The 26,612-nt window shown below is 65.0% G+C and carries 28 protein-coding genes; 16 read left to right on the top strand and 12 right to left on the bottom strand.

Going from position 1 to position 26,612, the window contains the following annotated elements; genetic code table 11:
• Positions 1–932: 932 nt before the first annotated feature.
• The gene (gene chrA / locus ABID59_RS35645) at positions 933–2,318 is read right to left on the bottom strand and encodes a chromate efflux transporter (RefSeq protein WP_354086449.1); all 1,386 of its coding nucleotides are present in this window, start codon (positions 2,316–2,318) and stop codon (positions 933–935) included.
• Positions 2,318–3,136 carry a chromate resistance protein ChrB domain-containing protein gene (locus ABID59_RS35640; RefSeq protein WP_354032675.1) on the bottom strand — a complete coding sequence of 273 codons (819 nt, stop codon included), beginning with the start codon at positions 3,134–3,136 and terminating at the stop codon, positions 2,318–2,320. The genes chrA and ABID59_RS35640 overlap by 1 nt, the downstream gene beginning before the upstream one ends.
• 251 nt (positions 3,137–3,387) lie before the next feature.
• Here ABID59_RS35640 and ABID59_RS35635 point away from each other — a divergent pair, with 251 nt between their 5' ends.
• Both ABID59_RS35635 and ABID59_RS35630 read left to right on the top strand, forming a co-directional pair.
• Complete coding sequence (locus ABID59_RS35635; RefSeq protein WP_354086448.1) at positions 3,388–4,212, top strand: N-acyl homoserine lactonase family protein; 825 nt, start codon at positions 3,388–3,390, stop codon at positions 4,210–4,212.
• 83 nt (positions 4,213–4,295) lie between these two features.
• Positions 4,296–5,186: a DMT family transporter gene (locus ABID59_RS35630; RefSeq protein ID WP_354086447.1), complete on the top strand. Its 891-nt coding sequence runs from the start codon at positions 4,296–4,298 to the stop codon at positions 5,184–5,186.
• On the opposite strand, the gene ABID59_RS35625 is transcribed toward ABID59_RS35630, so the two are convergent.
• Positions 5,183–5,374, bottom strand: coding sequence for a hypothetical protein (locus ABID59_RS35625; protein WP_354032677.1), 192 nt, complete (start codon positions 5,372–5,374; stop codon positions 5,183–5,185). The two genes, ABID59_RS35630 and ABID59_RS35625, sit on opposite strands and share 4 nt — an antisense overlap.
• Positions 5,375–5,405: 31 nt before the next feature.
• Positions 5,406–6,563: an MFS transporter gene (locus ABID59_RS35620; RefSeq protein WP_354086451.1), complete on the bottom strand. Its 1,158-nt coding sequence runs from the start codon at positions 6,561–6,563 to the stop codon at positions 5,406–5,408.
• Positions 6,564–6,718: 155 nt separating this feature from the next.
• Between ABID59_RS35620 and ABID59_RS35615 the strand changes: the two genes are divergently transcribed.
• The gene (locus ABID59_RS35615; RefSeq protein ID WP_354086446.1) at positions 6,719–7,978 is read left to right on the top strand and encodes an adenylate/guanylate cyclase domain-containing protein; all 1,260 of its coding nucleotides are present in this window, start codon (positions 6,719–6,721) and stop codon (positions 7,976–7,978) included.
• Here the strand turns inward: ABID59_RS35615 and ABID59_RS35610 are convergent.
• Positions 7,975–9,219, bottom strand: a complete 1,245-nt coding sequence (locus ABID59_RS35610; protein WP_354086445.1) for an MFS transporter — start codon at positions 9,217–9,219, stop codon at positions 7,975–7,977. The two genes, ABID59_RS35615 and ABID59_RS35610, sit on opposite strands and share 4 nt — an antisense overlap.
• Positions 9,220–9,377: 158 nt before the next feature.
• On the opposite strand from ABID59_RS35610, the gene ABID59_RS35605 reads away from it, so the two are divergent.
• Positions 9,378–10,736 carry an Nramp family divalent metal transporter gene (locus tag ABID59_RS35605; RefSeq protein WP_354032680.1) on the top strand — a complete coding sequence of 453 codons (1,359 nt, stop codon included), beginning with the start codon at positions 9,378–9,380 and terminating at the stop codon, positions 10,734–10,736.
• 34 nt (positions 10,737–10,770) lie between these two features.
• Here the strand turns inward: ABID59_RS35605 and ABID59_RS35600 are convergent, their stop codons facing one another.
• The 6 genes from ABID59_RS35600 to hemB form a co-directional block, all read right to left on the bottom strand.
• On the bottom strand, positions 10,771–11,169 hold the full coding sequence (locus tag ABID59_RS35600; protein ID WP_354032681.1) for a PIN domain-containing protein: 399 nt from the start codon (positions 11,167–11,169) through the stop codon (positions 10,771–10,773).
• On the bottom strand, positions 11,159–11,389 hold the full coding sequence (locus ABID59_RS35595; protein WP_354032682.1) for an AbrB/MazE/SpoVT family DNA-binding domain-containing protein: 231 nt from the start codon (positions 11,387–11,389) through the stop codon (positions 11,159–11,161). Before ABID59_RS35595 ends, ABID59_RS35600 begins: the two co-directional genes overlap by 11 nt.
• A gap of 133 nt (positions 11,390–11,522) precedes the next feature.
• Positions 11,523–12,005 (bottom strand): hypothetical protein, encoded by a 483-nt coding sequence (locus ABID59_RS35590; protein ID WP_354032683.1) that lies wholly within the window; start codon positions 12,003–12,005, stop codon positions 11,523–11,525.
• 42 nt (positions 12,006–12,047) lie between these two features.
• A complete protein-coding gene (locus ABID59_RS35585) occupies positions 12,048–12,824 on the bottom strand; it encodes an arginyltransferase (RefSeq protein ID WP_354086444.1) in 777 nt (258 codons plus the stop codon).
• A gap of 119 nt (positions 12,825–12,943) precedes the next feature.
• Positions 12,944–13,480: an RDD family protein gene (locus ABID59_RS35580; protein WP_148753512.1), complete on the bottom strand. Its 537-nt coding sequence runs from the start codon at positions 13,478–13,480 to the stop codon at positions 12,944–12,946.
• Between the two features lie 159 nt (positions 13,481–13,639).
• Positions 13,640–14,701 (bottom strand): porphobilinogen synthase, encoded by a 1,062-nt coding sequence (gene hemB / locus ABID59_RS35575; RefSeq protein WP_354086443.1) that lies wholly within the window; start codon positions 14,699–14,701, stop codon positions 13,640–13,642.
• Between the two features lie 138 nt (positions 14,702–14,839).
• On the opposite strand from hemB, the gene ABID59_RS35570 reads away from it, so the two are divergent.
• From ABID59_RS35570 to ABID59_RS35515, 12 genes are all read left to right on the top strand, one after another.
• The gene (locus ABID59_RS35570; RefSeq protein ID WP_148753514.1) at positions 14,840–15,343 is read left to right on the top strand and encodes a DUF6163 family protein; all 504 of its coding nucleotides are present in this window, start codon (positions 14,840–14,842) and stop codon (positions 15,341–15,343) included.
• Positions 15,344–15,841: 498 nt separating this feature from the next.
• Complete coding sequence (gene ldtR, locus ABID59_RS35565) at positions 15,842–16,360, top strand: transcriptional regulator LdtR (protein WP_148753515.1); 519 nt, start codon at positions 15,842–15,844, stop codon at positions 16,358–16,360.
• Between the two features lie 212 nt (positions 16,361–16,572).
• Positions 16,573–16,806 carry a hypothetical protein gene (locus ABID59_RS35560; protein WP_148753837.1) on the top strand — a complete coding sequence of 78 codons (234 nt, stop codon included), beginning with the start codon at positions 16,573–16,575 and terminating at the stop codon, positions 16,804–16,806.
• Between the two features lie 38 nt (positions 16,807–16,844).
• Positions 16,845–17,066 carry a hypothetical protein gene (locus ABID59_RS35555; protein ID WP_148753516.1) on the top strand — a complete coding sequence of 74 codons (222 nt, stop codon included), beginning with the start codon at positions 16,845–16,847 and terminating at the stop codon, positions 17,064–17,066.
• 261 nt (positions 17,067–17,327) lie between these two features.
• Positions 17,328–18,626 carry a serine hydroxymethyltransferase gene (gene glyA / locus ABID59_RS35550; protein WP_354086442.1) on the top strand — a complete coding sequence of 433 codons (1,299 nt, stop codon included), beginning with the start codon at positions 17,328–17,330 and terminating at the stop codon, positions 18,624–18,626.
• A gap of 29 nt (positions 18,627–18,655) precedes the next feature.
• The gene (gene nrdR / locus ABID59_RS35545) at positions 18,656–19,138 is read left to right on the top strand and encodes a transcriptional regulator NrdR (protein WP_148753518.1); all 483 of its coding nucleotides are present in this window, start codon (positions 18,656–18,658) and stop codon (positions 19,136–19,138) included.
• Positions 19,135–20,283, top strand: a complete 1,149-nt coding sequence (gene ribD, locus ABID59_RS35540; RefSeq protein ID WP_354086441.1) for a bifunctional diaminohydroxyphosphoribosylaminopyrimidine deaminase/5-amino-6-(5-phosphoribosylamino)uracil reductase RibD — start codon at positions 19,135–19,137, stop codon at positions 20,281–20,283. The genes nrdR and ribD overlap by 4 nt, the downstream gene beginning before the upstream one ends.
• Before the next feature lies 1 nt (position 20,284).
• Entirely contained in the window at positions 20,285–20,896 is a 612-nt protein-coding gene (locus tag ABID59_RS35535) for a riboflavin synthase (RefSeq protein ID WP_148753520.1), read from the top strand.
• Positions 20,897–20,957: 61 nt separating this feature from the next.
• Complete coding sequence (gene ribH, locus ABID59_RS35530) at positions 20,958–21,449, top strand: 6,7-dimethyl-8-ribityllumazine synthase (protein ID WP_148753521.1); 492 nt, start codon at positions 20,958–20,960, stop codon at positions 21,447–21,449.
• 3 nt (positions 21,450–21,452) lie between these two features.
• Positions 21,453–21,947, top strand: coding sequence for a transcription antitermination factor NusB (gene nusB / locus ABID59_RS35525; protein ID WP_148753522.1), 495 nt, complete (start codon positions 21,453–21,455; stop codon positions 21,945–21,947).
• 176 nt (positions 21,948–22,123) lie between these two features.
• Positions 22,124–23,122 carry a thiamine-phosphate kinase gene (gene thiL, locus ABID59_RS35520; RefSeq protein WP_354086440.1) on the top strand — a complete coding sequence of 333 codons (999 nt, stop codon included), beginning with the start codon at positions 22,124–22,126 and terminating at the stop codon, positions 23,120–23,122.
• Positions 23,123–23,359: 237 nt separating this feature from the next.
• Complete coding sequence (locus tag ABID59_RS35515; RefSeq protein ID WP_354086439.1) at positions 23,360–25,480, top strand: sodium-translocating pyrophosphatase; 2,121 nt, start codon at positions 23,360–23,362, stop codon at positions 25,478–25,480.
• Positions 25,481–25,551: 71 nt separating this feature from the next.
• Here ABID59_RS35515 and ABID59_RS35510 read toward each other — a convergent pair whose 3' ends face one another.
• The gene (locus tag ABID59_RS35510; protein ID WP_354086438.1) at positions 25,552–26,553 is read right to left on the bottom strand and encodes a Bug family tripartite tricarboxylate transporter substrate binding protein; all 1,002 of its coding nucleotides are present in this window, start codon (positions 26,551–26,553) and stop codon (positions 25,552–25,554) included.
• Positions 26,554–26,612 lie beyond the last annotated feature (59 nt).

Here is a 26,612-nt window from a genome sequence, read left to right as displayed (position 1 = left end):
CTGCTGGTGGCGCCCGATCTTAAAAATCCATATTTTTTGCCGGTGCTATTGTTTGGATTGCTTCGCGCCGCTCGCAACGACGGAGCAAGCGGCGAGGCCGTCGCTCTCCAATTCACATTTCAAACAGCAGACACATCTTTGCGTTCCCGCGGCGCCTTTCGCCCGAGTTTTGTCTCTCGCAAGCGCTCTCGTGGAGACGAGGGCGCAGGGAAGGCCGGGCGCCGGCTGGCACCCGCAAGGTCCGTGCGACATAGAAATGCACACGGGGTGGACCACAGGTGTTGCCGGATCGCCCGGCCTTCCCTGCGCGATGGTTTTAACGTGTCCTTCGTGCTCTCCCCGGGGAGCGATGCACTATTGCCCCCGTCGCCCTGCAGATGACTGATGCGCGTGCCCGGTCGGGCCGCAACTTCACCACAGGACTTGACGCACAGGCTCCGGGCGTCAGGACCACACGACTTGTTCGTCCGCGCACGTCTTCGCTGGAACTCCGGGAGCTGGCGTGTGCTCACGCCCGGAGCCATGCGAAGACGCTGTCAGCGTCGTGTCGTTGGCACGACGATCATTGCTCACGGCCGAAGCCGCCCTGCAATGCCGCTCGCGCCCGACGCCGTCGCGTCCATCGCTGCCCAGCCCGCGGTTCGTGACGATCGCGATCCGCCCCTTGTCGAAGGCCAGGGTGTTTCGCTTGTACGACAAATCCGAATTTCGGTAAAGTGGAATATTTTCGTGGATTGTGATTGACAAGCGGTGGCAGGCCGCCGCGGGTGTTTTGCCCGACGGGCAACAATCGACGGACGCAGGTGCTGGGCTCGTTAACGGCAGCCCGTAGCTCGTAGGATGGGTGGAGCACTGGCGAAACCCATCACCGCGCGCCTTGAAGTCTGCAGATGGGTTTCGCTGCGCTTTACTCATCCTACGGGCTCTAGGTTCTAGATCACCCCCGCCAACCGCAGCGCTACACCCGCGGCACAGCTGCCCGCCAGCACCGTCAGCATCCCGAGCTTGAAGCGGAAGATCGCGGTTGCAGCCGCGATCGACAGCACCAGCGCCGGCACGTCGACGCTGGTCGGCACCGGCCTGTCGAAATCCAGCGGGAATGCGTGCACCGGCACAGTCTCGCGAAACAGCGTGTGCAGCGCGAACCAGATCGAGAGGTTGAGGATCACGCCGACGACGGCCGCGGTGATTGCGCCGAGCGCGCCGGCGAGGCCGGTATTGCCGCGCAGCCGCTCGATATAGGGGGCGCCGACGAAGATCCAGAGGAAGCAGGGCGTGAAGGTGACCCATGTCGCGAGCAAGCCGCCGAGCGTTGCCGCAAGCATTGGCGACAGGCCGCTTGGGTCGCGGTAGGCCGCCATGAAGCCAACGAACTGGAGCACCATGATCAGTGGGCCGGGCGTGGTCTCGGCCATGCCGAGGCCGTCGAGCATCTCGTCCGGCTTGAGCCAGTGATAATGCTCGACCGCCTGCTGGGCGACGTAGGCCAGCACCGCATAGGCGCCGCCGAACGTGACCAGCGCCATTTTTGAGAAAAACAGCGCGATCTGGCTGAACACGCTGGCCTGTCCGAGGGCCAGAAGCAGCGCGATCACCGGCACCAGCCAGAGCGCCAGCCACAACGCGCCGACGCGGATCGTGCGGCCGGTGTCGGGGCGGACGTGATCGGGCACGGCTTCGCCGAGCATGCTGTCGATCAAGGCGCCGTTGCCGCCGTTGCCGTGACCGGCCGGCGCGAACTCGGGACGGCCCTGTTTGGCACCGGCATAGCCGATCACGCCGGCGGCGATGATGATGATCGGGAAGGGGACGGCGAAGAAGAAGATGGCGACGAAGGCGATTGCGGCCAGCGCAATCATGATGCGGTTCTTCAGCGCGCGCTTGCCGACCCGCACCACGGCCTCGACGACGATGGCGAGCACGGCGGCCTTCAGCCCGAAGAATAGCGCCTCGACGAAGCTGACATTGCCGAAGGCGGCGTAGACGTAGCTCAGGCCCATGATGGCGATGATGCCGGGCAGGATGAAGAGCCCGCCCGCCATTAGTCCGCCCGCGGTTCGGTGCATCAACCAGCCGACATAAGTCGCGAGTTGTTGCGCCTCCGGTCCGGGCAACAGCATGCAGTAGTTCAGCGCATGCAGAAAGCGGCCCTCGGAGATCCAGTTCTTCTCTTCGACCAGGATCCGATGCATCACCGCGATCTGGCCCGCGGGCCCGCCAAAACTTAGGCAGGCGACGCGGAGCCAAACGCGAAAGGCCTCGCCGAAGCTGATGCCGTGACCGGCATCAGCTCCTGCTTGGGCATTACGGATATCCATCACGCCTTCGCCTTGTTGGTCGGCCAGTTGTGAGTTTCTCCGGTCGCATCGCGGCACCAGCGGTAGAAGGCGTCGTAGAGCAGCATGCCGGCCTCGAGCTGGTCGAGATCGTCATCGTACATCCGCGACAGCCCGAGGGATGCCGCGAGCAGGCCGGGCGCCTCCGGCGCGAGATCCGGCCGGGCGGTGTCGGCGCCGCGCACCAGCGTGGCGAGCCGCAGCAGCGCCGGCGTGGCAATGCCGAACTCCTCGATCATGACATCGAAGGTGCAGAGCTCGCCGCGGTGGCTCCAGAACACGTTCTCGATGTCGAAGGGGGCGGCGTTGAAGCGCTCGCCGACCGCGACCACCTCGGATGGTGCAACAAACAAGAACACCGCATTGGGATCGACGAAGCGGCGGATCAGCCAGGGACAGGCGATGCGGTCGACCTTGGGCCGCGCCCGCGTCACCCAGACGGTGCGGCCTTTCGCATCGCGTGGCGGCAGCTTGCGGGTATCGACGAGCGGCAGCTTTGCCGCCTTCCAGCCCTCGAAGCCGCCTTCCAGCGTCTCGGCCCGGACGCCGAGTTGCCTGAGCCAGGCCGCGGTGCCCTGCGCAAGCTTTTCGCCGCGAAAGCATGACACGATCGCGGAGCGGCCGGCGAAGGCGGCACCCCACTCAGCAACATTCTCATGGCTCAGCTTGATCGAGCCGGGGATCAGCCGCCGGTCAGCGGCAAAATCCTCCTCGGTGCGGACATCGATCAGAGCGGGGGCGTTGGCCGTGCCGATCAGGCGTGCCAGCTTGTCGGATGATATGGTCGTGAAACTTGACATGATGCGTCCTCGCATAAAGCAAACGGGACGCGATACTTGGGCATGTCGCCTCGTGGGGAGATCGCTCAAATCCCCATGGCGCTGATTACAGCGAAATCGCGCCACGCTGTCAATCGCCGGTTTCATTGGTATTGAGCATTCGAAAGAAATGTGGCTCGGGCCTATACTGGCCGGGTGGAAGCGGAATTCTGCGGCAGGGGCGGGGTTGATCCTCGGTCGCAGCTAGTAGGCGCTGCCAGGGAGGACCAACGATGACACGCAAGATCACGCTCGCTCTCGCCGTTGCCGCATTCGCGCTGTCCGCCCAGGCTGCGTTCGCGCAAAAGCCGGCTGTCGAGAGACTCTACATCATGAATTGCGGTGAGGGTGTTGCCGGGGACATCGGGCGCTGGTCACCCGGAGTGAACGAAGGCCAGTCGATGGATTTCGTCGACACCTGCTATCTCATCAAGCACAGCCAGGGCTGGTTCCTGTGGGACACCGGCATCCCCGACGCCGTCGCCGCGATGCCGAACGGGCTTGCGCCTGCCGATCCGAAGGCCGTGACCTGGAAGCGGCCGAAGACGCTCGCAGCCCAGCTCGAGCAGATCGGCGTCAAGCCCACCGACATCAAGGCGATGGGCGTCTCGCATACGCACCCCGATCACATCGGCAATGTCGAGATGTTTCCGCAAGCGACGGTCTATGTGCAGAAGGCCGAATATGACTGGCCGGGTGCCAACAACGAGCCGCGCTTCAAGCCGTCGCATCCGGTCGAGCTGCTCGTGGGCGACAAGGACGTGTTCGGCGACGGCAGCATCACCATCCTTTCGACGCCCGGTCACACGCCGGGGCACCAGTCGCTGCTGGTGAAATTGCCGAAGACCGGGGCGGTCGTGCTTTCCGGCGACGCAGTCCACTTCAAGAGCAATTGGGAGGCCCGGCGCGTTCCCGTCAACAATGTCAGCAAGGACCAGTCGGTCGCCTCGATGCAGAAGATCGCCGACACGCTCGACAAGGAGAAGGGGCAGCTCTGGATCAACCACGACAAGGCCCAGCGCGACAGCCAGAAGATGTCGCCGGAGTTTTATGAATAGCTTCGCCGGCGACCCTGTTGCCACCAAGGTGGCAGCAGGGATGTGCTAGCCGCCTCCAGAAGCTCCGGGACGGGAGGCGAAGCGTGGGGGAAGGGCTCGGGGTCGCGATCGCTCTGGCGTCAAGCAGCATTGGCGGCACCGCGGCTGCGATCACCCGCTATCTCGTTGTCGGCGCCGATCCGGTCATGCTAGCGATCCTGCGCTGGGGGATCGGCTTTCTGTGCCTGCTGCCGTGTGCGCTGCTGCTCCGTGTGCGCTGGCCGCAGCGCGCGGACTGGCCGGCCGTGATGGCGCTCGGCATCTGCTTCTTCGGCCTGTTCTTCATCCTCTACAATATTGCAGTCTCTTACACGACTGCCGCGCGCGCCAGTCTGGCGCTGGCGACGCTGCCGCTCCACACCATGGTCGTCGGTGCGATCCTTGGCGTGGAACGGCTGACGGCGCGCAAGATCGGCGGCGTCGGCATTGCCGTGCTCGGCGTTGCCGCGGCATTGGCGGCTGGCCTGGCGCAGAGCCCGCCGGGCGCCTGGCGCGGCGAGCTGATCATGACCGGCGCGGTGTTCTGCATGGCCTTCTACAACGTGCTGGCGCGACCGCTCATGCAGCGCTCGAGTGCGCTCGGCTTTCTGACGGTCAGCATGGGCGCGGGCGCTGCGGTGCTGGTGATCGTGGGCCTTGCGAAGGGCAGCTTTGCCGCGCTCGACCATTTCACGACGGCGCAATGGATCGCCGGAATCTATCTCGGCGCAGGCGGCGGCGCGCTCGCCTTCATCCTCTGGGTCATAGCGCTGGCGCGCGCGACGCCAACACGCGTTGCCAACACCATGACGGTCAATCCGATCGCGGCGACCTTGCTGGCGGCACTACTGATCGGCGAGCCTATCACGCCGAATCTCCTGATCGGGCTGGTCGCCGTATTCGCCGGCATCTGGATCGCGACCACCCAGCCGAACCGGCCTAGCTCTCCGGCTTAGCTTTTTGGCGCAGTGACCGTCGGCGGGCTCGTGTCCGGCGTCTTCTTCGGCTTTAGCGTGCCGGCGTAGAAGGAGACGAGCCAGACCAGGATGATGGCGAGGAGATAGACGCCCCAGGCCTGCGGAGGCGTGATGGCCCAGCGCAGGAGGCCTTTGAACGTGCGGGGCGGGCTTTTGTCGTCGGTCATGGTGCGCTTGTGCGCGAAAGCGCAGGCTCGGTCAATCCGGCCGCGGCGCCGCGCGGATCAGGAACAGCGCAGCCAGCGCTGACAGGCTGAGCGCGGACGAGACCATCAGCACCTTGGCGCCCATGACATCGATGAGCAGCCCGAAGGCCAGCGGCGCCACCGCCTGCGCCATTCGCGCCGGCGCGCCGATGATGCCGAGGCGGTAGCCAAAATCCTTCGGGCCGAAGATCGACAGTGGCAGCGTGCCGCGCGCGATGGTGAGGATGCCGTTGCCGGAGCCGTGGAACAGCGCAAACGCGCTGGCCGCAGGAGCTCCAAAGATGGCGACGACGGCAGCTCCGATCGGATGGGTGAGGCAGGCGAGCCGCGTCGACCACAGCGGATGAAAGCGACTGAGAAAGCCTGCTTCGAGCAGGCGCGCGACCACTTGCGCCGGGCCGATCAGCGCGCCGGCCGCGATCGCCTCGACATGGGTCGCGCCCATGGTCTCCAGGATGCGCGGAAAATGCACGGCCATCGCGCCGGTGACGGTCCAGACCGCGGCGAAGACGAAGGCCAGCAGGATCATGGTGCGGTCGAGCGGAAGATGCGGTTTTTCCGCCGTCGAAGCCGCCTGCTTGGCGCCCTTGATCGCCGGAAGCATGAAGAAATTGAGCGGCAGGCCGATCAGGATGTTGGCGGCAGCCCAGGCGAAGCACGTGTCGCGCCAGCCGATATGGGCGAGCCCCCAGGCAGTGAGGGGCCAGCCGACGGTCGAGGCAAAGCCCGCCATCAGCGTGATGCCGGTGATGGGCCTGCGGGCTTCGGTGCCATAGATGCGGCCGAGCGCGGCGAAAGCGGCATCATAGAGCCCCATCGCCATGCCGATGCCGAGCACGAGCCAGGCGAACGCCATCACCGGAACGGATTGCGACAATCCAAGGAGCACGAGGCCGGCGGCAATGGTCAGGTTCGAGACCGACAGCACCTGCCGCCCGCCGAAGAGATCGATCTGCCGCCCGATCCGCGGCCCCAGCATCGCGGAGATCACCAGCGAAGCCGAGAACGCGCCAAAGATCCAGTTGGTGGAGATGCCGAGATCGTGCGCCATCGGATCGGCGAGCAGGGCCGGCAAATAATAGCTGGAGGCCCAGGCCAGGGTCTGAGTCGTGCCGAGCGCCAGGATGATTGGAAGCTGGCGCCCGCTCATGTCGCCGTATGTCTGGTCGTCGGTGTCATCATTTGCATTTGCAGCCCGAGGCGCGGGCGCGTCAACAGCGTCCACGACATATTCGACCTGCTGCGGGCGGGAGCCTTGGTTGGGCGCGGCCTTCCGCTCGTCACGAAGGCACGCCATAATGGCGCATGCAATTGACCTCGCGCCTTGCGCTGATGAACTGGCTGGCCGGCCAGGGGCTCACCGGCCTGCCCGAACCCGAACTCTTGCGCGGCTTCTGCGAGCGCTGCCGAGCCGAAGGGCTGGAACTCTCGCGCGGGCTCGTCGTCATCGACACGCTGCATCCGATTTACGAGGGCCGCGCCTTCCGCTGGAGCGATACGCCGACCAACGAGAGCGACGTGGTCGAATACGGCTCGACCGCCGAGGGTGACGCGGCCAAGAACTGGCGCCGCTCGGTGTTTTATCATTTGCTCGAGCATGGCCACGACGAGATGGTGATCGACCTCGCCGACGCGCCCTCGCTCGATTTCTCGCAGATCGGCGACCTCGCCGAAACGGGTCACCGCCATTTCCTGGCTTTCGTGCACCGCTTCGGCGAGACCGGAGCGCTCGGGCAGATGGACTGCCTCTACTCCTCCTGGACCACGCGACGCGACGATGGCTTCACGGAAGCCGAACTCGCCGCGCTGCGCGATCTCGTGCCGGTGCTCGGACTCGCGATCAAGTCGGCGCAGCAGGTCGACATTGTGCGGACGCTGGGGCGCGTCTATCTCGGACGCGATGCGTCGGAGCAGGTCCTGCGCGGGCGCATTTCGCGCGGCGTCACCGAGCGCATCAATGCCGTGCTCTGGTATTCGGATCTGCGCGGCTCGACCGGGATCAGCGAGAGCGTTGGGCCGGACGAGATCATCCCGTTCCTCAACGATTATGCCCAGGCCGTGATTGACGCGATCCACGAGGCCGGCGGGGACGTGCTGAAGCTGATCGGGGACGGTGTGCTCGCGATGTTCACCGGTGAGGACATGGCTCACGCCCGCCGCGCCGCGCTACGCGCCGAGCATTTGTTCCGCAACAATGTCGGGGCGTTGAATGAACGCCGGGCGGCCGATGGCCGTCCGACGACGTCGGCCTATATCGGCCTGCATGTCGGGGAAGTCTTCTACGGCAATATCGGCAGCGAGGACCGGCTTGATTTCACCGTGGTGGGACCGACCGTCAACGAGGTCAGCCGCATCGCCTCGATGAGCCGCTCGGTCGACCGCGAACTGCTGGCCTCGGCAGAGTTCTACAAGGGCCTCGACGCCGCCGGCCGCCGCTACCTCGTCTCCACCGGTCGCTACGCGCTCCGCGGCATCGGCCGCGCGCAGGATCTCTACACGCTCGATCCCGAGGTCGACGCGAGCGAGCCGGTGACCGGGAGCTACGAGCGGTATCTGGCGAATTAGCACCGCGCAGTCACTTCGTCCCCCACCATGGCCGGCTGCCGATCCAGCGCTACCGCAGGCGAGAGCCAAATGATGAGCGCCTGCACGGCGAACACGGCTGCGGCGAGGTAGAGGCACGCTTCCGCGCTGTAAAGGCCGCCGACGATGGCGCCGAGCGCCGAGCCGAGCGGGCGGGCGCCGTAGCTCATGATGTTGATCGCGGACACGCGCCCGAGCAGGCGCGGCGGCGTCACCGACTGGCGCAAGGTCGTGGTCGAGATCACCCACAGGATCGGCCCGACGCCGAGCAGGAAGAAGCTGAGACCCGCGAGCCACGGTGAGGGCACCAGCACCGTCAGCGCCATCACGACAGCTGCGACGAAGCCGGTGACCGGGCCGAGGCCGACCACGGTGCCGAAGGCGATGCGCTTCATCACGCGTGTCGCAAACAGCGCGCCGATCACCATCCCGACGCCGTACATCGCCAGCACGGCGCCGACGCCGGCGGCGGTCAGGCCGAGATGGCGCACCGCGTAGGGCACGAACACCGCGATCTGCAGGAACCAGCCGGTGTTGAAGATGAATTGCGTGACGAACACCGGCCGCAGCAGCGGATGGTGAAACACGAAGGCCGCGCCCTCGCGGATGTCCTGGAGCGGATGGCGTCGCGGCGAGGGCGCACGTGCGGGCTCGTAGATGCCGGAGAGCAGCACCACGGCAATGGCCGAAAGCGCCGCGGCGAAGCCGAAGGCGGGGCTTGCGCCGAGCCAGCCCACTAGCGCTCCGCCGACCGCAGGGCCGCTCGCGAAGGCGACGGTGCGGGCAAGCTCGATGCGGGCATTCGCAGCCGGCAGCAGCTCCGAACTCACCAGCGAGGGCACCAGGGCCGGCGCGGCCACGCTGTAGACCACGGTGCCGCACACGGCGGCAAAGCCGAGCAACGCCAGCAGCGGCAGGTTGAGCGCGCCGAGCGCGAGCAGCAGCACGATCGTTGCCAGCGCCACCGCCCGCAGCGCCTCGGCGCCCGCCATCAGCGAGCGGCGGGAGATGCGATCGGCAAGCAGGCCGGCCGGAATGGCGAATAGGACGAAGGGTAGGGTGAGGGCGGTCTGGAGCAGGCCGGTCTGGCCCTCCGCCACGCCCAGCGTCAGCACGGCGACGATCGGGGCCGCGGCCAGCGCGATCTGCTCGGCCGACTGTGCCGAGAGGTTGGACCAGGCGAGACGGTTGAAGGTTTTTGGGAGGCGAGGCGGATTTGACATGGCGCACTTCCTGCAAAGTCGAGTAGCCGCCAATAGGCGCCTGTTGCGACGGCCAAACCCACCCGCTTCCCGACAGGGATGGGCACAACGGGAACCAACGCCGCTAGATGCAGTTGCAAATGAGTTGCAATAACGGGCGACATCGGTATTCTGCCAGCATGGATGCCCGATCGCCCGATCTGACCCAGGAACTGACCCAAGCCGGCTGGCGCGCCGACGCGCCGACCACAAAGAGCCTGGCCGAGGTGAACGCCACGGTGGCCATCCCCGCAGCGGGGGCATGGTGGCGGCGGCTGCTGGCCTTCGTCGGCCCGGGCTACATGGTCTCGGTCGGCTACATGGACCCCGGCAACTGGGCGACCGATCTCGCCGGTGGATCGAAGTTCGGCTACACGCTGCTCTCGGTCATCCTGCTCTCGAACTTGATGGCGATCCTGCTGCAATCGCTGGCGGCACGGCTCGGCATCGTTACCGACCGCGACCTCGCGCAGGCCTGCCGCGCGACCTATTCGCCCGCCACGAACTTCATGCTCTGGCTCGCGTGCGAAGCAGCGATCATCGCCTGCGATCTCGCCGAGGTGATCGGCACCGCGATTGCGCTCAAGCTCCTGTTCGGCATTCCCCTGGTCGGCGGCGCGCTGATCGCTGCGCTGGACGCCTTCCTGCTTCTCATCCTGATGAATCGTGGCTTCCGTTTCCTCGAAGCCTTCGTCATCGCGCTGCTCGTCGTGATCGCAGTCTGCTTCACGGTCCAGCTTGCCGCGGCAGCGCCGCCGGTTGCCGAGATGTTGAGGGGATTTGTGCCGAAGACCGAGATCTTCACCAACCCCGAGATGCTTTACATCGCGATCGGCATCATCGGCGCAACGGTGATGCCGCATAATCTTTATCTGCACTCCTCGATCGTGCAGACGCGCGCCTACGAGCGCAACGACGAAGGGCGCCGCGAGGCGATCAAATGGGCGACGACGGACTCGACCATCGCCCTGATGCTGGCGTTGTTCATCAATGCCGCGATTCTCGTGGTCGCTGCCGCGACCTTCCACACGAGCGGCCATTCCGACGTCGCCGAGATCGGTCAGGCCTTTGAGCTGCTGTCGCCGCTGCTCGGTCTCGGCATCGCCTCGACATTGTTCGCGGTGGCGCTGCTGGCGTCAGGCCTCAACTCGACCGTGACGGCGACGCTGGCCGGCCAGATCGTGATGGAAGGCTTTCTCGATTTGCGCCTGCCGAGCTGGGCGCGCCGCCTTGTGACGCGCGGCATTGCGATCGTTCCGGTGATCATCGTCACCGCGATCTACGGCGAGCGCGGCACCGCGGATTTGCTGGTGTTCAGCCAGGTCGTGCTGTCTATGCAGCTGCCCTTCGCGGTCATCCCGCTGGTGCGCTTCGTCTCCGACCGCCGCAAGATGGGACAGTTCGCCATTCCGGTCTCCGTCGCCGCGATCGCGTGGATCGTCGCGGGCGTGATCGTGGTTCTGAACGTGAAGCTGCTGGTAGATACGCTGTTCGGGTGATGTCGCTACGGGGACCGTTCGGCTTAGCGGTAGATCACAGGAACGGATTGGTGATGCGAAGGCCTTCCTTCAACACCATCCCATGTTGGAAGTCTTCGGACAGCAATGTCTGGCATCCCGCGTGAAGCGCCGAGGCTGCGATCATCGCGTCGTAGGTCGCCATTCCATAACGTTCAGCGAGGCTCAGGCCGGTGTCATGAATATCCAACGTGACGGGGTGGATCGTCAGTAGACCACGCAACGAGTCCAGGAAAGTGTGCGTCTCTCGCCACGACAATTGCATTTTCCGGCGCGCTACGTTGGCAAGTTCGTTGAGGACCTGCACGCTGATCACGCCGCCGCCCGAAAGAGCTTGCTCGGCGCGATCAGCCTTCGTCGCGTCGCCTGACACGAGATAGGCGAGGACGTTGGTGTCGAAGAAGCTAGCGGGCATTCGCTTCTTCTCTGTCGAACTTGAAGTCGGCAGGAAGGCTGCCCCGAAGGGCACGAAGACGCTTTAGCAGCTCGGCACGGTCTGGCTTGCGCGCAACACTGAACTCCCGCTCCCCAGCAACGTGAATTTCGATCTCATCGCCTTCCTTCAGCCGAAGCGCTTCGACGACCGTGGCGGGAAGGCGGACTGCAAGGCTATTTCCCCATTTGGCGACTTGCATATGACTTGCCCTCCGTTAGATATACGTGACGATATATGTATATCTAACGTACAGGATGTCAAGGCCAATACTGGCAACCATGCGTCGCCTGCGCTGGCGACTTGCTTGTTGCGTAACCTCTTTTCATTGCCGACTAACACAGTCCAGACATGTGCCTGAACTTCCAGAGAGATGGCACATCCTGCGGATTGGCTTTCGGCACGTAACCCTGCAGCGTTGCCTTCGGTCCCTTCGATCTGTTTTCATCACGGCCGCATGAGATCGGACCGTCGTATACGCTCATGGTGACATAATAGAAATCGGGCAGGACCTTCTCGATTCTAACATCGGACTCGACGTCTGCATTGGGGCGTGTCCACGAATGGATGATCTTGCGCCCAGGTTCAGTCGTGTCGAATAAACGAGTATCCGGGGCAAAGAGATCGGCGATCTCGCCAACCTTATTGACCTGTTGTCCGTAGCCGTTGAGGAACTTCAGAAGCTTGGCTGGTGGAGGTTTGGCCTCGACGCAACGACCATAATGGTCTTTGTAGCCGGGATCGCAGGCATGGGCGCCGATGCTCGATGTCATGATTAGGGCGGGGAGTGCGACCAGGATGGAGAGTGCGGATGGCACGCGCGTGTTTCTGCTCGCCGCGCGACGTCGACCCACCGTCCCTCAATCCTGCGGCTCGGACGCCGCATCGCCATGCGCGTCGATGCGCAGCCAGCCTGAGGGCGCGAGGCGCTGCTGCGGCAGGAAGCGGGCCTTGTAGTCCATCTTCTTGGAGCCCTCGATCCAGTAGCCGAGATAGACGTAAGGAAGGCCTTGCCGGCGGGCGCGTGCGATGTGGTCGAGGATCATGAAGGTGCCCATCGAGCGGCTGACCTGGCTCGGCTCGAAGAACGAATAGACCATCGACAGGCCGTCGCTGAGCACGTCGGTGAGCGCGACCGCGATCAACTCCTCGCCACGGCCGGTGATGCCGCTGTCGGGACCGCGCTTGCGGTACTCGATGATCCGGGTCTCGACATGGCTGTCCTCGACCATCATGGCGTAGTCGAGCACGGTCATGTCGGCCATGCCGCCATGGCGGTGGCGGGCATCGAGATAGGCGCGGAACACCGAATATTGCTCGGAGGTCGGGACTGCGCTGCGCTGCTCGCCGATGATGTCGGCGTTGCGTGCCATCACCTTGCGGAAGTTGCGGGAAGGGCGGAACTCGTTGGCGATGACGCGGACCGACACGCAGGCCCGGCACTGGTCACAAGCCGGCCGGTAAGCGATCGACTGGCTGCGGCGGAACCCGCCATGGGTCAGGAGGTCGTTGAGGTCGCCGGCGCGCTCACCCACGAGGTGCGTAAACACCTTGCGCTCATGGCGGCCCGGCAGATACGGGCAGGGGGACGGCGCCGTGAGGTAAAATTGTGGGGTGTCGCGCGAGTGCTGGGTCAAGGGACGTCGTGGGCCTCCGAAGTGAATGTCAGCATCGCGCTACGAAAGCTCCGGGTCAATCGGTCCGCTTGGCAGGTCAGGTCAGCCAGCTTAAGCGGACTTGGTTGATAGGTCCTTGATCAGTACGTCCTGGCCGCTTGCGGCACCGGTGCGCGGACCGAGTTGTTGATCACGACCGTTCCCAGCACGAAATCGTGCAGCAGGCGCCGGCGGCCGTTGAACAGGCCGACCAGCACGACGAACGGCGACAGGAACGACACCGTCACCCAGAACAGCACGGCATGGGTGGCGCCGAGGACAAAGTAGCCGGGCGCGCCGTACCAGGTGCGCAATTCAAGGTCCATGATCCGCATCCCGATCGTCGCGGAGGAGGGACCGCCAATGCAGGCGCCATAATAGACGATGGCCCAGACCACGGAGGCGGGCCAGGCCAGCCAGAACAGCGCCCAGCCGAGACCGAGCGTGACCACGCCGAACACCGCGATGAAGATGTAGCCGAGGATGACCGGAACGGAGATCACGACCATGTCGATCAGGAACGCGAACACCCGCCGCGTCGCGACACCGCGGAACAGTTCCGGATGCAGATAGGGATCGTAGGCATGAGCCGCGCCATCACTGCGCCAGGCGCCTGCACCACCCGAATCATAAGACATCGTCCGTCCTCCCAGGGAAAACTCCCGTGGCAGGACATGGGAACAGGCTATTCCCCTGCCAAGGGTGCGCAGAGGTTAACAAGCCGAAATATTCCGGCGATTCGGGGGCGGGGGAGGCGCCACGACGACGCGGGAGATACGCCCACCGGCTACGAGAGGTTATCCTTGGCTCCGCAGCTTCTCTGCCGCCTTCGGCGCAAAATAGCTGAGCACGCCGTCCGCGCCGGCGCGCTTGAAGGCCAAGAGGCTCTCCATCATCGCGCGGTCGCCATCGAGCCAGCCATTGTTGGCGGCGGCTGCGATCATCGCGTATTCGCCGGAGACTTGGTAGGCGAAGGTCGGCATCGCAAACGTGTCCTTCACGCGGCGGAGCACGTCCAGATAGGGCATGCCCGGCTTCACCATCACCATGTCGGCGCCTTCCGAGATGTCGAGCTCGACCTCGCGCAGCGCTTCGTCGGTGTTGGCGCTGTCCATCTGGTAGGTGCGCTTGTCGCCGGTCAGCGTCTTGGCCGAGCCGATCGCGTCGCGGAACGGGCCGTAGAAGGCGGAGGCGTATTTGGCCGCATAGGCCATGATCTGCACGTCGAGCAGACCGGCGCGGTCGAGTGCCTCGCGGATCGCCGCGACGCGGCCGTCCATCATGTCCGAGGGGGCAATGATGTCGCAGCCGGCTTCGGCCTGCACCAGCGCCTGACGCACCAGCACCGCGACCGTCTCGTCGTTCAAAATCTTGCCGTCGGCGATCAGGCCGTCATGGCCGTGGCTGGTGAAGGGATCGAGCGCGACATCGCAGAGGATGCCGAGATCGGGAAACTCCTTCTTGATCGCGCGTACCGCCTGGCAGACCAGATTGTTCGGGTTGGTCGCTTCCGAGCCTTCCTCGTCGCGCAAGGACGGGTCGGTGTAGGGAAATAGTGCAAGGCAAGGGATCGTCAGCTTCATGGCGCGCTCGGCCTCGCGCACGGCCTGATCGACGCTGAGACGCTCGACGCCGGGCATCGAGGCAATCTGCTCGCGCTTGTTGTTGCCGTCGATCAAAAACAGCGGCCAGATCAGGTCGTCGGTGGTGAGCACGTTCTCGCGCACCATGCGCCGGGCCCATTCGGCCTTGCGGTTGCGGCGCGGGCGGACGGTCAGATCGAGGGCATGGGGCACCACTGCACCAGTCCCGCGCGCGATCTCGCGCAGCTCGATCGGACGTCCGTATTTGATCGCCATCACTCTTCCTCCGGCTGGAATTATTCTTATACCAGCTCGCATGGTTCCCGTCACCGCGCCTTGGCTTTCCGCAAGGCAGAATTGGACGGAGCCGCGCTGCCGATTGATTTTGCGGGGCGAAACAGCCAGAAGGGGGCCATGTCCGAGATCTCCACCCGCGATGCGGCCCGCGACAGCGCCAATGCCAGGGACGCCGTCAGAGACAGCGCCCGCGACAGCGCGATGTCGGTGGCGGCGATCTCGTCGGAGCGGCCCGAGTCCGACGACAATGTCTGGACGCGCCGGCTGGTGCTGTTCCTACGGGTGATGGCGCTGCTGTCGATCCTGAAGGGCCTCTATCACTGGGCGCAGGTGACGGGTTTCGTCGGCGGCGAGGACGAGGCGTTCGAGAACCAGTCGATGGCCTGGCAGGCCTCGACCATCTACTTCGCCGTGATCGAGCTCGTCGCCGCCGTCGGCCTCTGGCTCGCCACGCCCTGGGGCGCGGTGGTGTGGCTCACGACCGTGGTCTCGATGGCGGTGATCGAGCTGATGTTCCCCGGCATCTATGGCGGCAGCCTGGTCGTGGTCGGCGTCGAGGCCTTCATGCTCGCCGCCTATCTCGCGCTCGCCTGGATGGCCGCGCGCGAGCGGCCGCCATAGCAGGCAAACTCTCGTGCCCCGGACGCGACGCAGCGCGCCGCACGTGCGGCGTGATGCGTTGCAGAGCCGGGGCCCATGTCTCCACAACCTCTGCTCCGGCTTCTTGGTCCCGGATCTTCGCTGCGCTCGTCCGGGATACGAGCGAAGTTGTCGCTACTTGGTTGACCACTCCTTGCGTAAAATTCGAGGTAACTTTTCATTGACCTCGCGATATCCGCCACAGCTCCTAAGCGTGCGTTTCGAAACGGGGCGGGGCTGTTCTGGAATGCGACAGAACGTGCGGACGGAGGGTGAACAGGACCTTGCGACGGTCAACAGAGGGTTGCGAAAAGCCCTTGTGGTACAGGCTTAATCCGCAATTCACTGTCTTAAATTCATGATCTCTTTATTCTCTTATTTAAGCCGATCTTCAAACGCCTCCCCTTAAGTTGCACCTATCAGACGGGACACAAGTTTCGTCGAATGAGTGTCGATAAAAACGACAACAGGGGAAGTGTCATGATGAAAGCCGTCGCAACTGCGGCAGATACTGCAGAGCGCGTTTCGGGCCCGCAGGGTTCGGTGCAGTCGCTCTATCTGGAAGCATTGACTCTGGTGGAGCGGTTGCATCGCCGTCTCCTCGACGTGATCAAGGACGAGTTCGATCGTCGTGGCCGCGCCGACATCAATTCCGTGCAGGCGCTCCTGCTCTATAACATCGGCGACAAGGAGCTGACCGCGGGCGAACTGCGCACGCGCGGTTACTATCTCGGCTCCAACGTCTCCTACAATCTGAAGAAGCTCGTCGAGCTCGGCTTCCTCGACCATCAGCGCTCGCGCGTCGATCGCCGCTCGGTGCGCATCCGCCTGACGCCGCAGGGCCAGGAAATCCGCCGCATCGTCGACTCACTCTACCAGAAGCATGTCAAGACCGTTGAACAGGTCGGCGGCATCTCGGGCGAGGAGTTCTCGACCCTCAACAAGTCGCTGCACCGCCTCGAGCGGTTCTGGACCGACCAGATCCTGTATCGGCTCTGAGCTTTCGAAGGGATTTGGCCAAGCCGGCCCATAACAAGACCGGCAAGCCTTCCCGAAAGCGTCTACCGAACGTGCCTGGACTTCCCCCAAGCGCGCTGGCCCGGCTTCTGCCCGGACCGGCGCGTTTTGTCGTCTCGCGGTTGCGAAAAAATCGACAGTCAGGCGGAACCAGTTCCCTGCCTTCCGGTTATTTCTCCGGATCGGAGGATGCGATGCTGGTCGAACGCGGGTTGCAGGCTACGAACGTCGAGCTCGTGAGCGATTCCTACGCGATCGCCGCGAATTACCTTCGCCGCTCCGGTGCGATCCCCGACACGCTCGTCACCAATGAGCGCCTGCTCGAGATCATCATCAAGCTGCTCCAGCAGGGCGAATTCAACAAGATCAGGCTGGCCAACAAGGCCATTGTCAGGTTCGAGGCGCAGTCCGGCGCCCGAGCCGCCTGATCAAAACTCCCGAAATCCCAGCGAACCAGAGGGGTGCCATGGAAGCCGCCATCGACCGCATCATGCAGACCTACGACCTGCTCGCCAACCGCACGTCCGCGGCGAGCGCAGAGGCGCGGGCCAAGGTGACCAACTACCTCAACACCTTGATGGAAGCCGGCGAGACGGACCCCCACAGGTTGACGGTGTGCGGCCTGACCTATCTGCGCCAGCTCGACGGCAGCGTGGACCCCGTGAAGGCGGGGTATACCGGGCTGTAGGGGGAAATCTGGCGGGCGCCAGGGCGCCATTTTGGGTCCGAATCGGACTCTTCTGGGGTGATCGGATCGGTGCGGTTCCGGAGAGCCGTCCACGCTCCAAATCCTTCGATCCCCACCATATCTTGCATAAATGTCAGGCCCGACCCGCAACTACTTGGCCGGGGGCGGGCGATGTGGTAGATCGCGCTCGCCGCTTCCGATCACCACACCAGACCCGCCCGCAGCCCGCCAAAAGGCTGCGGCGGTGGAGATATTCGCAAGATGACCTTCGCCAAAACCGCCTCCGCGCCCGATTCGTTTTTCACCGCCTCGCTTGAGCAGGCCGACCCGGAAATCGCCGCCGCCATCAAGGGCGAGCTCGGCCGGCAGCGCCATGAAGTCGAGCTGATCGCCTCCGAGAACATCGTCAGCCGGGCCGTGCTGGAAGCGCAGGGCTCGGTGATGACCAACAAGTACGCAGAGGGTTATCCGGGCGCGCGCTACTACGGCGGTTGTGAGTGGGTTGACGTCGCCGAGAACCTCGCGATCGATCGCGCCAAGAAGCTGTTCGGCGCCAACTTCGCCAACGTGCAGCCGAACTCCGGCAGCCAGATGAACCAGGCGGTGTTCCTGGCGCTGCTCCAGCCCGGCGACACCTTCATGGGCCTCGACCTCGCGGCCGGCGGCCATCTCACCCACGGCTCGCCCGTCAACATGAGCGGCAAGTGGTTCAAGGCCGCGCACTACACCGTGCGCCGCGAGGACCAGATCATCGACATGGACGCGGTCGCCAGGCAGGCCGAAGAGGTCAAGCCGAAGCTGATCGTCGCCGGCGGCTCGGCCTATTCGCGCGCCTGGGACTTCAAGCGTTTCCGCGAGATCGCGGATTCGGTCGGCGCTTATCTGCTGGTCGACATGGCGCACTTCGCTGGCCTCGTTGCCGGCGGCGTGCATGCCTCGCCCGTGCCGCATGCCCACGTCACCACAACCACGACGCACAAGTCGCTGCGCGGTCCGCGCGGCGGCCTGATCCTCAGCAATGACGAGGTGCTCGCCAAGAAGCTCAACTCGGCGATCTTCCCCGGCCTGCAGGGCGGCCCGCTGATGCATGTGATCGCGGCCAAGGCGGTTGCCTTCGGCGAGGCGCTGCGTCCGGACTTCAAGGTCTACGCGAAGAACGTCGTCGAGAACGCCAAGGCGCTGGCCGAGACGCTGAAGAGCCATGGCTTCGATATTGTCTCCGGCGGCACCGATAACCATCTGATGCTGGTTGACCTCAGGCCGAAGGGCCTGAAGGGCAACGTCTCGGAGAAGGCGCTGGTCCGCGCCGCCATCACCTGCAACAAGAACGGGATTCCGTTCGACCCCGAAAAGCCGTTCGTCACCTCGGGCCTGCGTCTCGGCACGCCCGCGGCGACGACCCGCGGCTTCGGCGTCGCCGAATTCCAGCAGGTTGGCGGCATGATCGCCGAGGTCCTCAACGCGATTGCGCAGTCCGACGACGGCAAGGCGCCGCTGGTCGAGGCCGCGATCAAGGAACGGGTCAAGGCGCTCACCGACCGGTTCCCGATCTATCAATAAGGTCCAAGTAAACTGGTCAAGGTACACGGATGCGCTGCCCGAACTGCAACAGTCTCGATACGCAGGTAAAGGACTCGCGTCCGACCGAGGATTCCTCCGTCATCCGCAGGCGGCGCGTGTGCGTCCCCTGCAATTTTCGCTTCACCACCTTCGAGCGCGTGCAGCTGCGCGAGCTCACGGTGATCAAGCGCAACGGCCGCCGCGTGCCGTTCGACCGCGACAAGCTGATGCGTTCGGTGTCGATCAGCTTGCGCAAGCGGCAGGTCGAGCCGGAGCGGGTGGAGAAGATGGTCTCCACCATCGTGCGCGAGCTCGAGACCGGCGGCGAGGCCGAAATCTCCTCCGAGGTGATCGGCGAGACCGTGATGGAGCATCTGCGTACGCTCGACGACGTCGCCTATGTGCGCTTCGCCTCCGTCTACCGCAATTTCCGCGAGGCCAAGGATTTCGCCGACGTGCTCGGCGAGCTCTCCGGCGAGGAGGAAGCGCGGCTCGCCGCGATCCGCAAATGATCTTCCGTATCCTGGAGGATCAGTTCGCCGAGAAGATCCGCGAGACCAAGGACGCCGATCGCCGCTTCATGCAGCTTGCGCTGTCGTTGGGCCGGCGCGGGCAGGGGCGGACCTGGCCCAATCCAGCCGTCGGCGCCGTGATCGTCAGGGACGGTGTTATCGTCGGCCGTGGCTGGACGCAGCCCGGCGGACGGCCACATGCCGAGCCTGAGGCGTTACGACGGGCCGGCGAGGGGGCGCGCGGCGCCACGCTCTACGTCACGCTCGAGCCATGCTCGCATTTCGGCAAGTCGCCGCCTTGCGCCGACGCGGTGATCGCAGCCGGCATCAAACGCGTGGTGGCTGCGATCGAGGATCCCAATCCGGAAGTGGCGGGGCAGGGCCATGCGCGCCTGCGCGCGGCCGGCATCACCGTGGATGTCGGCCCGTGCGCCGCGGAGGCCGCGTTCGACCACGCCGGTCATTTCCGCCGCATCCGCGACAAGCGTCCCCATGTGATCCTGAAGCTCGCGGTTTCACCTGACGGCAAGATCGGCGCTGCCGGCGGCAAGCCGATCGCGATTACGGGCGAAGCTGTGCGCAACCGCGTGCATCTGTTGCGCGCCTCGTGCGATGCCATCCTGGTCGGCATCGGCACGGTGCTGGCGGACGATCCGCAGCTCAATTGCCGCCTGCCGGGCATGGAAGCGCGTTCTCCCGTGCGTGTCGTGCTCGACCGGAATTTGCGCATTCCGGCCGCGGGCCAGCTTGTTCATTCCGCGCGCGAGACGCCGCTCTGGGTCGTCAGCTCCGAACTCGCCGAAGCCGCCGCGGCGACACGCCTAGGCGCTGCCGGCACGCGGGTGATCCGCGTACCGCCGGGTAGAGGAGCCGGGCTCGACCTTCCGGCCGTTCTGCATGCGCTCGCCGAGAAGGGCATCACGCGGCTGATGGTCGAGGGCGGCAGCCGCGTTGCGGCATCGTTCGTGTCCGCCAACCTCGTCGACGAGATCTGGCTGTTCCGCGGAGCGGAAGAGGTTGGCGCGGACGGGGTCGATGCGCTCGATGCATTGCCCCTGTCGAAAATCACGCAGTCGCAGGCCTACAAGGTTCATGCTAGCGAGACATTCGGTCACGATACTCTCACCATCTACGAGCGCGCCTAACATGTTCACCGGCATTGTCACCGATATCGGCGAGATCGTCAGCTTCAAGCCCGTGGCGCAGGGCCAGCTGCACCGGCTGCGCATCGCCTGCAGCTACGATCGGACCACCATCGCCGACGGCGCCTCGATCGCCTGCAACGGCGTCTGCCTCACCGTCGTCGCCTCAGGCGTCGCTGAAGGCAAAACTTGGTTCGACGTCGATGCCGCCGCCGAGACGCTGGCGCTGACGACCGCGAAGCACTGGAAGCTCGGCACGCGGCTCAATCTCGAGCGTGCGCTCAAGATCGGCGACGAGCTCGGCGGCCACATCGTCGCCGGCCATGCCGACGGCATCGCAACCATCGTCAGCCGCGAGGACCTACCCGAGATGGCACGGTTCGAACTCTCCACCACGCGGGAGCTGGCGCGCTTCATCGCCACCAAGGGCTCGATCACGCTCGACGGCGTCTCGCTGACGGTCAATACGGTGAAGGACGTGACCTTTTCGGTGCTGATTATCCCGCATACGCTTGATGTCACGACGATCGGCGGCTGGAAGGCGGGCACTGAGGTCAATATCGAGGTTGATTTGATGGCCCGCTATGCGGCGCGCCTGACGGAAATGACGGTTTAAAACTTGGCTTACCCGCCTGCGGCGACTACATAGCGCCGACCCCAGTAAACGGATTGAGACGATGGCAGACGCGCGGCGCGCACCCCTGAAGGACCAGACCGACATTTCCGGCGCACGTGCGCTGATTGTCGAGGCGCGGTTCTATGACGATCTCCAGGACGCGCTTCTGGACGGCGCGGTGGCCGAACTGAAGACGGCAGGCCTGACGCACGACGTCATCACGGTTCCCGGTGCGCTGGAGATCCCGGCGGCAGTGGCGATCGCGGTCGACGCGGCTGCGGCGAACGGCAAGCCCTACGACGCGGTGGTCGCGCTCGGCTGCGTCATCCGCGGCGATACCATCCATTTCGAGATCGTCTCGCAGGAATCCTCGCGCGCGCTAATGGATCTTGCGGTGGTGCGAAAGCTGCCGCTCGGCAACGGCATTCTCACCGTCAACAATGAGGACCAAGCCTGGGCGCGGGCGCGCGCCAGCGAGCTCAACAAGGGCGGCGATGCCGCGCGCGCGGCGATCGCGATGCTCCGCATCAAGCGCCGCTTGGCGCGGGCCTGAGCCATGGCTGACACCAGGAAGCCGGCGGGGCTTACGGAGAAGAAAGCGAACCGGCGCGGTGCGGCACGGCTCGCGGCCGTCCAGGCGCTGTACCAGATGGACATCGCCGGCGCCGGCATCAACGACATCTTTGCGGAGTTCGAGAGCCACTGGCTCGGCAACGAGGTCGAGGGCGATACTTACCTGCCGGCGGAAGCCGCATTCTTCCGCGACGTCGTCTCCGGTGTCGTGCGCGACCAGAAGAAGCTCGACCCTCTGATCGACGAGGCATTATCGAAGGGTTGGCCGCTGAAGCGGATCGAGGCGATCCTGCGCGCGGTGTTGCGGGCAGGGGCCTATGAGCTCCAGCACCGCAAGGACGTGCCGGGCCGTGTCGTGGTCTCCGAATATGTCGACGTCGCCAATGCCTTCGTCGACCGCGAGGAGACCGGCATGGTCAACGCCGTGCTCGACCAGATCGGCCGCCAGTTTCGCGGTGATGAGTTCGGGCGGGGGTAGGATCAGGCGCAGGGCGGTGAACTGATGCGATGCTGCTGCCCCATACTCCGGTGTCATGCCCCGCGAAGGCGGGGCATCCAGTACGCCGCGGCCTATCGATTTCATACGAACGTCTCTGGAATACTGGATCGCCCGGTCAAGCCGGGCGATGACAGCGGTATGTGGGGTTGACGCTGATGACCACTCCGCACAATCCCTCCGCCGAAGATTCCCTGATCGCACGCTACTTCAAGCCGCTGGCGACAGATCCCGGTGCGTTCGGGCTGGTCGATGACGCCGCGATCCTGTCCTCGTCCGGCGACGACATCGTCGTCACCACCGATGCCGTGGTCGAGGGCGTGCATTATCTTGCCACCGATCCGCCCGACACCATCGCGCGCAAGGCGCTGCGGGTGAACCTGTCCGATCTTGCCGCCAAGGGGGCTGCACCCGCCGGCTTCGTGCTGACTCTGGCGCTGCGCAGCAAGGAGGATGCCTGGCTCAGGCCGTTTGCGGATGCGCTCGGCGAGGACGCCGAGAGCTTCGCCTGCCCGCTGCTCGGTGGCGACACGGTGTCGACGCCGGGACCGCAGATGATCTCGATCACCGCCTTCGGCCGCGTGCCGAGGGGGCGGATGGTTGGCCGCACTGGCGCAAGGCCGGGCGACGTTCTTTTGGTGACGGGGACGATCGGCGATGCCGCGCTCGGTCTCGACGTGCTCACCGGCGGCGCGGTGGCCACAGCGCTGGCATATGATCCAGCTGCAAGAGAAGCGCTGATCTCGCGCTATCGGATCCCTCAGCCGCGCAATGTGCTGGCGCAGTCGGTGCGCGACCACGCGACAGCGGCGATGGACGTGTCCGACGGGCTCGCCGGCGACCTGACGAAACTCTGCGCGGCGTCCGGCGTCTCCGCCACGGTCAACGTGGCGAGCGTGCCGCTCTCGGCCGCGGCGGCAGGCCTGGTCGCGCGCAGCGCCATTTGCGTTGAGACGCTGCTTGCCGGGGGCGACGATTACGAGGTGCTGTGCACGGTCCCGCCGGAACAGAGCGATGCGCTGATGGAAGCGGGGCGGGCGGTCGGCCTGGCCGTCACCGCGATCGGCACCATCGTCGCGGGCCATGAGCGGCCGCGTTTCCTGGACGGGCAGGGCCAGGAGTTGACCTTGAAGCGTCTGTCCTACAGCCACTTCTAGCAATTGCGCCGGGCCGGCGGCCGGGCGCGCGGGATTAGGTCTAAATACTTGCCGAGATCGGCTTTTTCGGCCTCATCCGGCGTTGCACCCTCAATTTGATTTTGGCAAGCTTGTGACCGACCAGGGCCACACCTTCTGCGAGGGGCGGCCCTGTTCAACATAAGGGCGCCGTACCGCTTGACGGAAAAACAAAAGGCGCCGGGGGTACGTACATCAAGGATCTGAGGCAAAAATCACATGACAGCATTATGGTTGATTGTGCTCTGCGGAGTACTTTCCGTCGTCTACGCGATTTGGGCGACGTCTTCGGTGTTGAGTGCGGATGCGGGGTCACCGCGCATGCAGGAGATCGCGGGAGCTGTGCGTGAAGGCGCACAAGCGTATCTCCGGCGCCAGTACACCACGATCGGCATCGTCGGCATCGTCATCTTCGTGCTGCTTGCCTATTTCCTTGGGCTTTATGTCGCGATCGGCTTTTTGATCGGCGCCATCCTGTCGGGGGCGGCCGGCTTCATCGGCATGAACGTCTCGGTCCGCGCCAATGTGCGCACCGCCCAGGCCGCGACGACGTCGCTCGCTGGCGGCCTCGAGCTCGCCTTCAAGGCGGGTGCGATCACCGGCATGCTGGTGGCGGGTCTCGCGCTGCTCGGCGTGACGCTCTATTTCGGCTTCCTGGTCCACTCGCTGAAGCTCGCGCCCGATAGCCGCACCGTGGTCGACGCCCTGGTGGCGCTCGGGTTCGGCGCGTCCCTGATCTCGATCTTCGCCCGTCTCGGCGGCGGCATCTTCACCAAGGGTGCGGACGTCGGCGGCGATCTCGTCGGCAAGGTCGAAGCGGGCATTCCCGAGGACGATCCGCGCAACCCGGCCACGATCGCCGACAACGTCGGTGACAACGTCGGTGACTGCGCCGGCATGGCCGCCGATTTGTTCGAGACCTATGCTGTGACCGCGGTCGCAACCATGGTGCTCGCGGCGATCTTCTTCGCCAAGACGCCGATCCTCTCCGACATGATGACGCTGCCGCTCGCCATCGGCGGCATCTGCATCATCACCTCGATCATCGGCACGTTCTTCGTCAAGCTCGGGCCGAGCCAGTCGATCATGGGCGCGCTCTACAAGGGCCTGATCGCAACCGGCATCCTGTCGCTGATCGGAATCGCCGGCGTGATCTACTACCTGATCGGCTTCGGCAAGCTCGACGGCGTCGACTACACCGGCATGTCGCTGTTCGAATGCGGAATCGTCGGCCTCGTCGTCACCGCGTTGATCATCTGGATCACCGAATACTACACCGGCACAGACTATCGCCCGGTGAAGTCGATCGCGGCGGCGTCGGTGACCGGCCATGGCACCAACGTGATCCAGGGCCTTGCGATCTCGATGGAAGCGACCGCGCTGCCCGCGCTCGTCATCATCGCCGGCATCCTGGTCACCTACAGCCTCGCCGGCCTGTTCGGCATCGCGATCGCGACCGCCACCATGCTGGCGCTGGCCGGCATGGTTGTCGCGCTCGACGCGTTCGGCCCGGTGACGGACAACGCCGGCGGCATCGCCGAGATGGCGGGCCTGCCGAAGGAAGTGCGCAAGTCGACCGACGCACTCGATGCGGTCGGCAACACCACCAAGGCGGTGACCAAGGGCTACGCGATCGGCTCAGCCGGTCTCGGCGCGCTGGTGCTGTTTGCGGCCTACAACCAGGACCTCAAGTTCTTCATCGCCGACTCCGCGCATCATGCCTACTTCACCGGCGTCAACCCGGACTTCTCGCTGAACAATCCCTACGTCGTGGTGGGCCTGTTGTTCGGCGGTCTGCTACCGTATCTGTTCGGCGCGATGGGCATGACGGCCGTGGGCCGCGCGGCCGGCGCGATCGTGGAAGAGGTGCGTCGCCAGTTCCGCGAGAAGCCGGGCATCATGCAGGGCACCGACAAGCCGGACTACGGCAAGGCGGTCGACCTGCTCACCAAGGCGGCGATCAAGGAGATGATCATCCCCTCGCTGCTTCCGGTGCTGTCGCCGATCGTCGTCTACTTCCTGATCTACGCCATCGCGGGCGGCGGCGTGGCCGGCAAGTCGGCGGCGTTCTCGGCGGTAGGCGCGATGCTGCTCGGCGTGATCGTGACGGGCCTGTTCGTCGCGATCTCGATGACCTCGGGCGGCGGCGCCTGGGACAACGCCAAGAAGTATATCGAGGACGGTCATTTCGGCGGCAAGGGCTCTGATGCCCACAAGGCCGCCGTGACCGGCGACACCGTCGGCGATCCCTACAAGGACACGGCGGGCCCGGCGGTGAACCCGATGATCAAGATCACGAATATCGTGGCGCTGTTGCTGCTGGCGGTTTTGGCGCACTGAGCCGCAAACGACACAAGCCAAAACCCCGCGGCGCGAGCCGCGGGGTTTTTGTTCCTGTTGGCAGCGCAAGTCTACTGCACGTCCATCTGCAGGCCTTCCTTCAGGATGATGCCGGCGAACTTCTTCGTCTCCGCGTCCACGAAATCCGCGAATTGCTGCGGCGTGCCGTAGTCGGCGCGGGCGCCCATGGCGGTGATCTGCTTCTTCATGTCGTCGCGCTCCAGCATCGCCTTGACCTGCAGATTGAGCGCCTCGAGCACGGGGGCCGGGACGCCCTTCGGCAGAAACACCGAGAACCATGACGACACATCGAAGTTCGCAAGCTCCGGCGCGCACTCGCGCATGGTCGGCAGGTTCGGTGCGAGATCACTCCGCTCGGTCGTGGTGACGCAGAGGCCGTTGAGCGTGCCGTTCTGAACCTGCGGCAGGCTCGGATAGAGATTGTCGAACAGGATCTGAATGTCGCCGGCAAGCGCGGCCTGAAGCGCAGGCCCGGCGCCACGGAACGGGATGTGCGTCATCTTCAGCCCGGTGAGCTGGAGGAACCAGGCGCCGGTGAGGTGAGGGCTCTGGCCGACGCCGGAGGAGGCGTAGCTGAGCTTGTCCGGATTGGCCTTGAGAAAGGCAATCAGCTCGGCGACCGACCTGATGCCGGTCTTCGGATGCGCCGACACGATGTTCGGAATCCGGATCATGTTGGATACCGGCTGGAGCTGGTCCGGCTTGTAGCCGAGGTTCTTGAAGATGCTGTAGGCGATCGCGTTCGGACCGGGGTTGCCGATCAGGATGGTGTGACCGTCGGCCTTGGATCGAACGACCTCGGCCGTTCCGATCGTGCCACCGCCGCCCGAGCGATTCTCCACCACCGCGGTCTGGCCCCAGGCGGACTGGAGATGGGCCGCGAGCAGCCGCCCCATCACGTCGGTCGAGCCGCCGGCTGCAGCCGGCACGATGACGCGGATGTTCTCGGTCGGCTTCCAGTCCGCAAGACTCGACCGCGGCAGAATGGCTGCGGCCGACAGACCGGCGGCACCGGCGAGCACGCGGCGGCGAGACAGAACTTTGTTGGGCACGAATCCACTCCCTGCTTCTTGTTTTGCAGCGAGCGTATGGAACCCGGCGTGCAACGGCA

The sequence above is a fragment of the Bradyrhizobium sp. S3.3.6 genome, from assembly GCF_040546905.1.
GTDB classification, from domain to species: Bacteria; Pseudomonadota; Alphaproteobacteria; order Rhizobiales; family Xanthobacteraceae; genus Bradyrhizobium; species Bradyrhizobium cytisi.
Note: the sequence above shows the minus strand (reverse complement) of the source record. Positions and strands in the feature narration are given on the sequence as shown.

Bases quoted from the DNA above. Each gene is read 5' to 3' on its own strand.
- ABID59_RS35640 (WP_354032675.1), bottom strand. From the start codon at position 3,136: ATGTCAAGTTTCACGACCATATCATCCGACAAGCTGGCACGCCTGATC.
- ABID59_RS35635 (WP_354086448.1), top strand. From the start codon at position 3,388: ATGACACGCAAGATCACGCTCGCTCTCGCCGTTGCCGCATTCGCGCTG.
- nusB (WP_148753522.1), top strand. From the start codon at position 21,453: ATGGCTGACACCAGGAAGCCGGCGGGGCTTACGGAGAAGAAAGCGAAC.
- ABID59_RS35535 (WP_148753520.1), top strand. From the start codon at position 20,285: ATGTTCACCGGCATTGTCACCGATATCGGCGAGATCGTCAGCTTCAAG.
- ABID59_RS35600 (WP_354032681.1), bottom strand. From the start codon at position 11,169: ATGCCCGCTAGCTTCTTCGACACCAACGTCCTCGCCTATCTCGTGTCA.
- ABID59_RS35605 (WP_354032680.1), top strand. From the start codon at position 9,378: ATGGATGCCCGATCGCCCGATCTGACCCAGGAACTGACCCAAGCCGGC.
- ribD (WP_354086441.1), top strand. From the start codon at position 19,135: ATGATCTTCCGTATCCTGGAGGATCAGTTCGCCGAGAAGATCCGCGAG.
- ABID59_RS35620 (WP_354086451.1), bottom strand. From the start codon at position 6,563: ATGAGCGGGCGCCAGCTTCCAATCATCCTGGCGCTCGGCACGACTCAG.
- ABID59_RS35560 (WP_148753837.1), top strand. From the start codon at position 16,573: ATGCTGGTCGAACGCGGGTTGCAGGCTACGAACGTCGAGCTCGTGAGC.
- ABID59_RS35515 (WP_354086439.1), top strand. From the start codon at position 23,360: ATGACAGCATTATGGTTGATTGTGCTCTGCGGAGTACTTTCCGTCGTC.
- ldtR (WP_148753515.1), top strand. From the start codon at position 15,842: ATGATGAAAGCCGTCGCAACTGCGGCAGATACTGCAGAGCGCGTTTCG.
- ABID59_RS35580 (WP_148753512.1), bottom strand. From the start codon at position 13,480: ATGTCTTATGATTCGGGTGGTGCAGGCGCCTGGCGCAGTGATGGCGCG.
- chrA (WP_354086449.1), bottom strand. From the start codon at position 2,318: ATGGATATCCGTAATGCCCAAGCAGGAGCTGATGCCGGTCACGGCATC.
- ABID59_RS35610 (WP_354086445.1), bottom strand. From the start codon at position 9,219: ATGTCAAATCCGCCTCGCCTCCCAAAAACCTTCAACCGTCTCGCCTGG.
- glyA (WP_354086442.1), top strand. From the start codon at position 17,328: ATGACCTTCGCCAAAACCGCCTCCGCGCCCGATTCGTTTTTCACCGCC.
- ribH (WP_148753521.1), top strand. From the start codon at position 20,958: ATGGCAGACGCGCGGCGCGCACCCCTGAAGGACCAGACCGACATTTCC.
- ABID59_RS35595 (WP_354032682.1), bottom strand. From the start codon at position 11,389: ATGCAAGTCGCCAAATGGGGAAATAGCCTTGCAGTCCGCCTTCCCGCC.
- nrdR (WP_148753518.1), top strand. From the start codon at position 18,656: ATGCGCTGCCCGAACTGCAACAGTCTCGATACGCAGGTAAAGGACTCG.
- hemB (WP_354086443.1), bottom strand. From the start codon at position 14,701: ATGGCGATCAAATACGGACGTCCGATCGAGCTGCGCGAGATCGCGCGC.
- ABID59_RS35555 (WP_148753516.1), top strand. From the start codon at position 16,845: ATGGAAGCCGCCATCGACCGCATCATGCAGACCTACGACCTGCTCGCC.
- thiL (WP_354086440.1), top strand. From the start codon at position 22,124: ATGACCACTCCGCACAATCCCTCCGCCGAAGATTCCCTGATCGCACGC.
- ABID59_RS35615 (WP_354086446.1), top strand. From the start codon at position 6,719: ATGCAATTGACCTCGCGCCTTGCGCTGATGAACTGGCTGGCCGGCCAG.
- ABID59_RS35570 (WP_148753514.1), top strand. From the start codon at position 14,840: ATGTCCGAGATCTCCACCCGCGATGCGGCCCGCGACAGCGCCAATGCC.
- ABID59_RS35625 (WP_354032677.1), bottom strand. From the start codon at position 5,374: ATGACCGACGACAAAAGCCCGCCCCGCACGTTCAAAGGCCTCCTGCGC.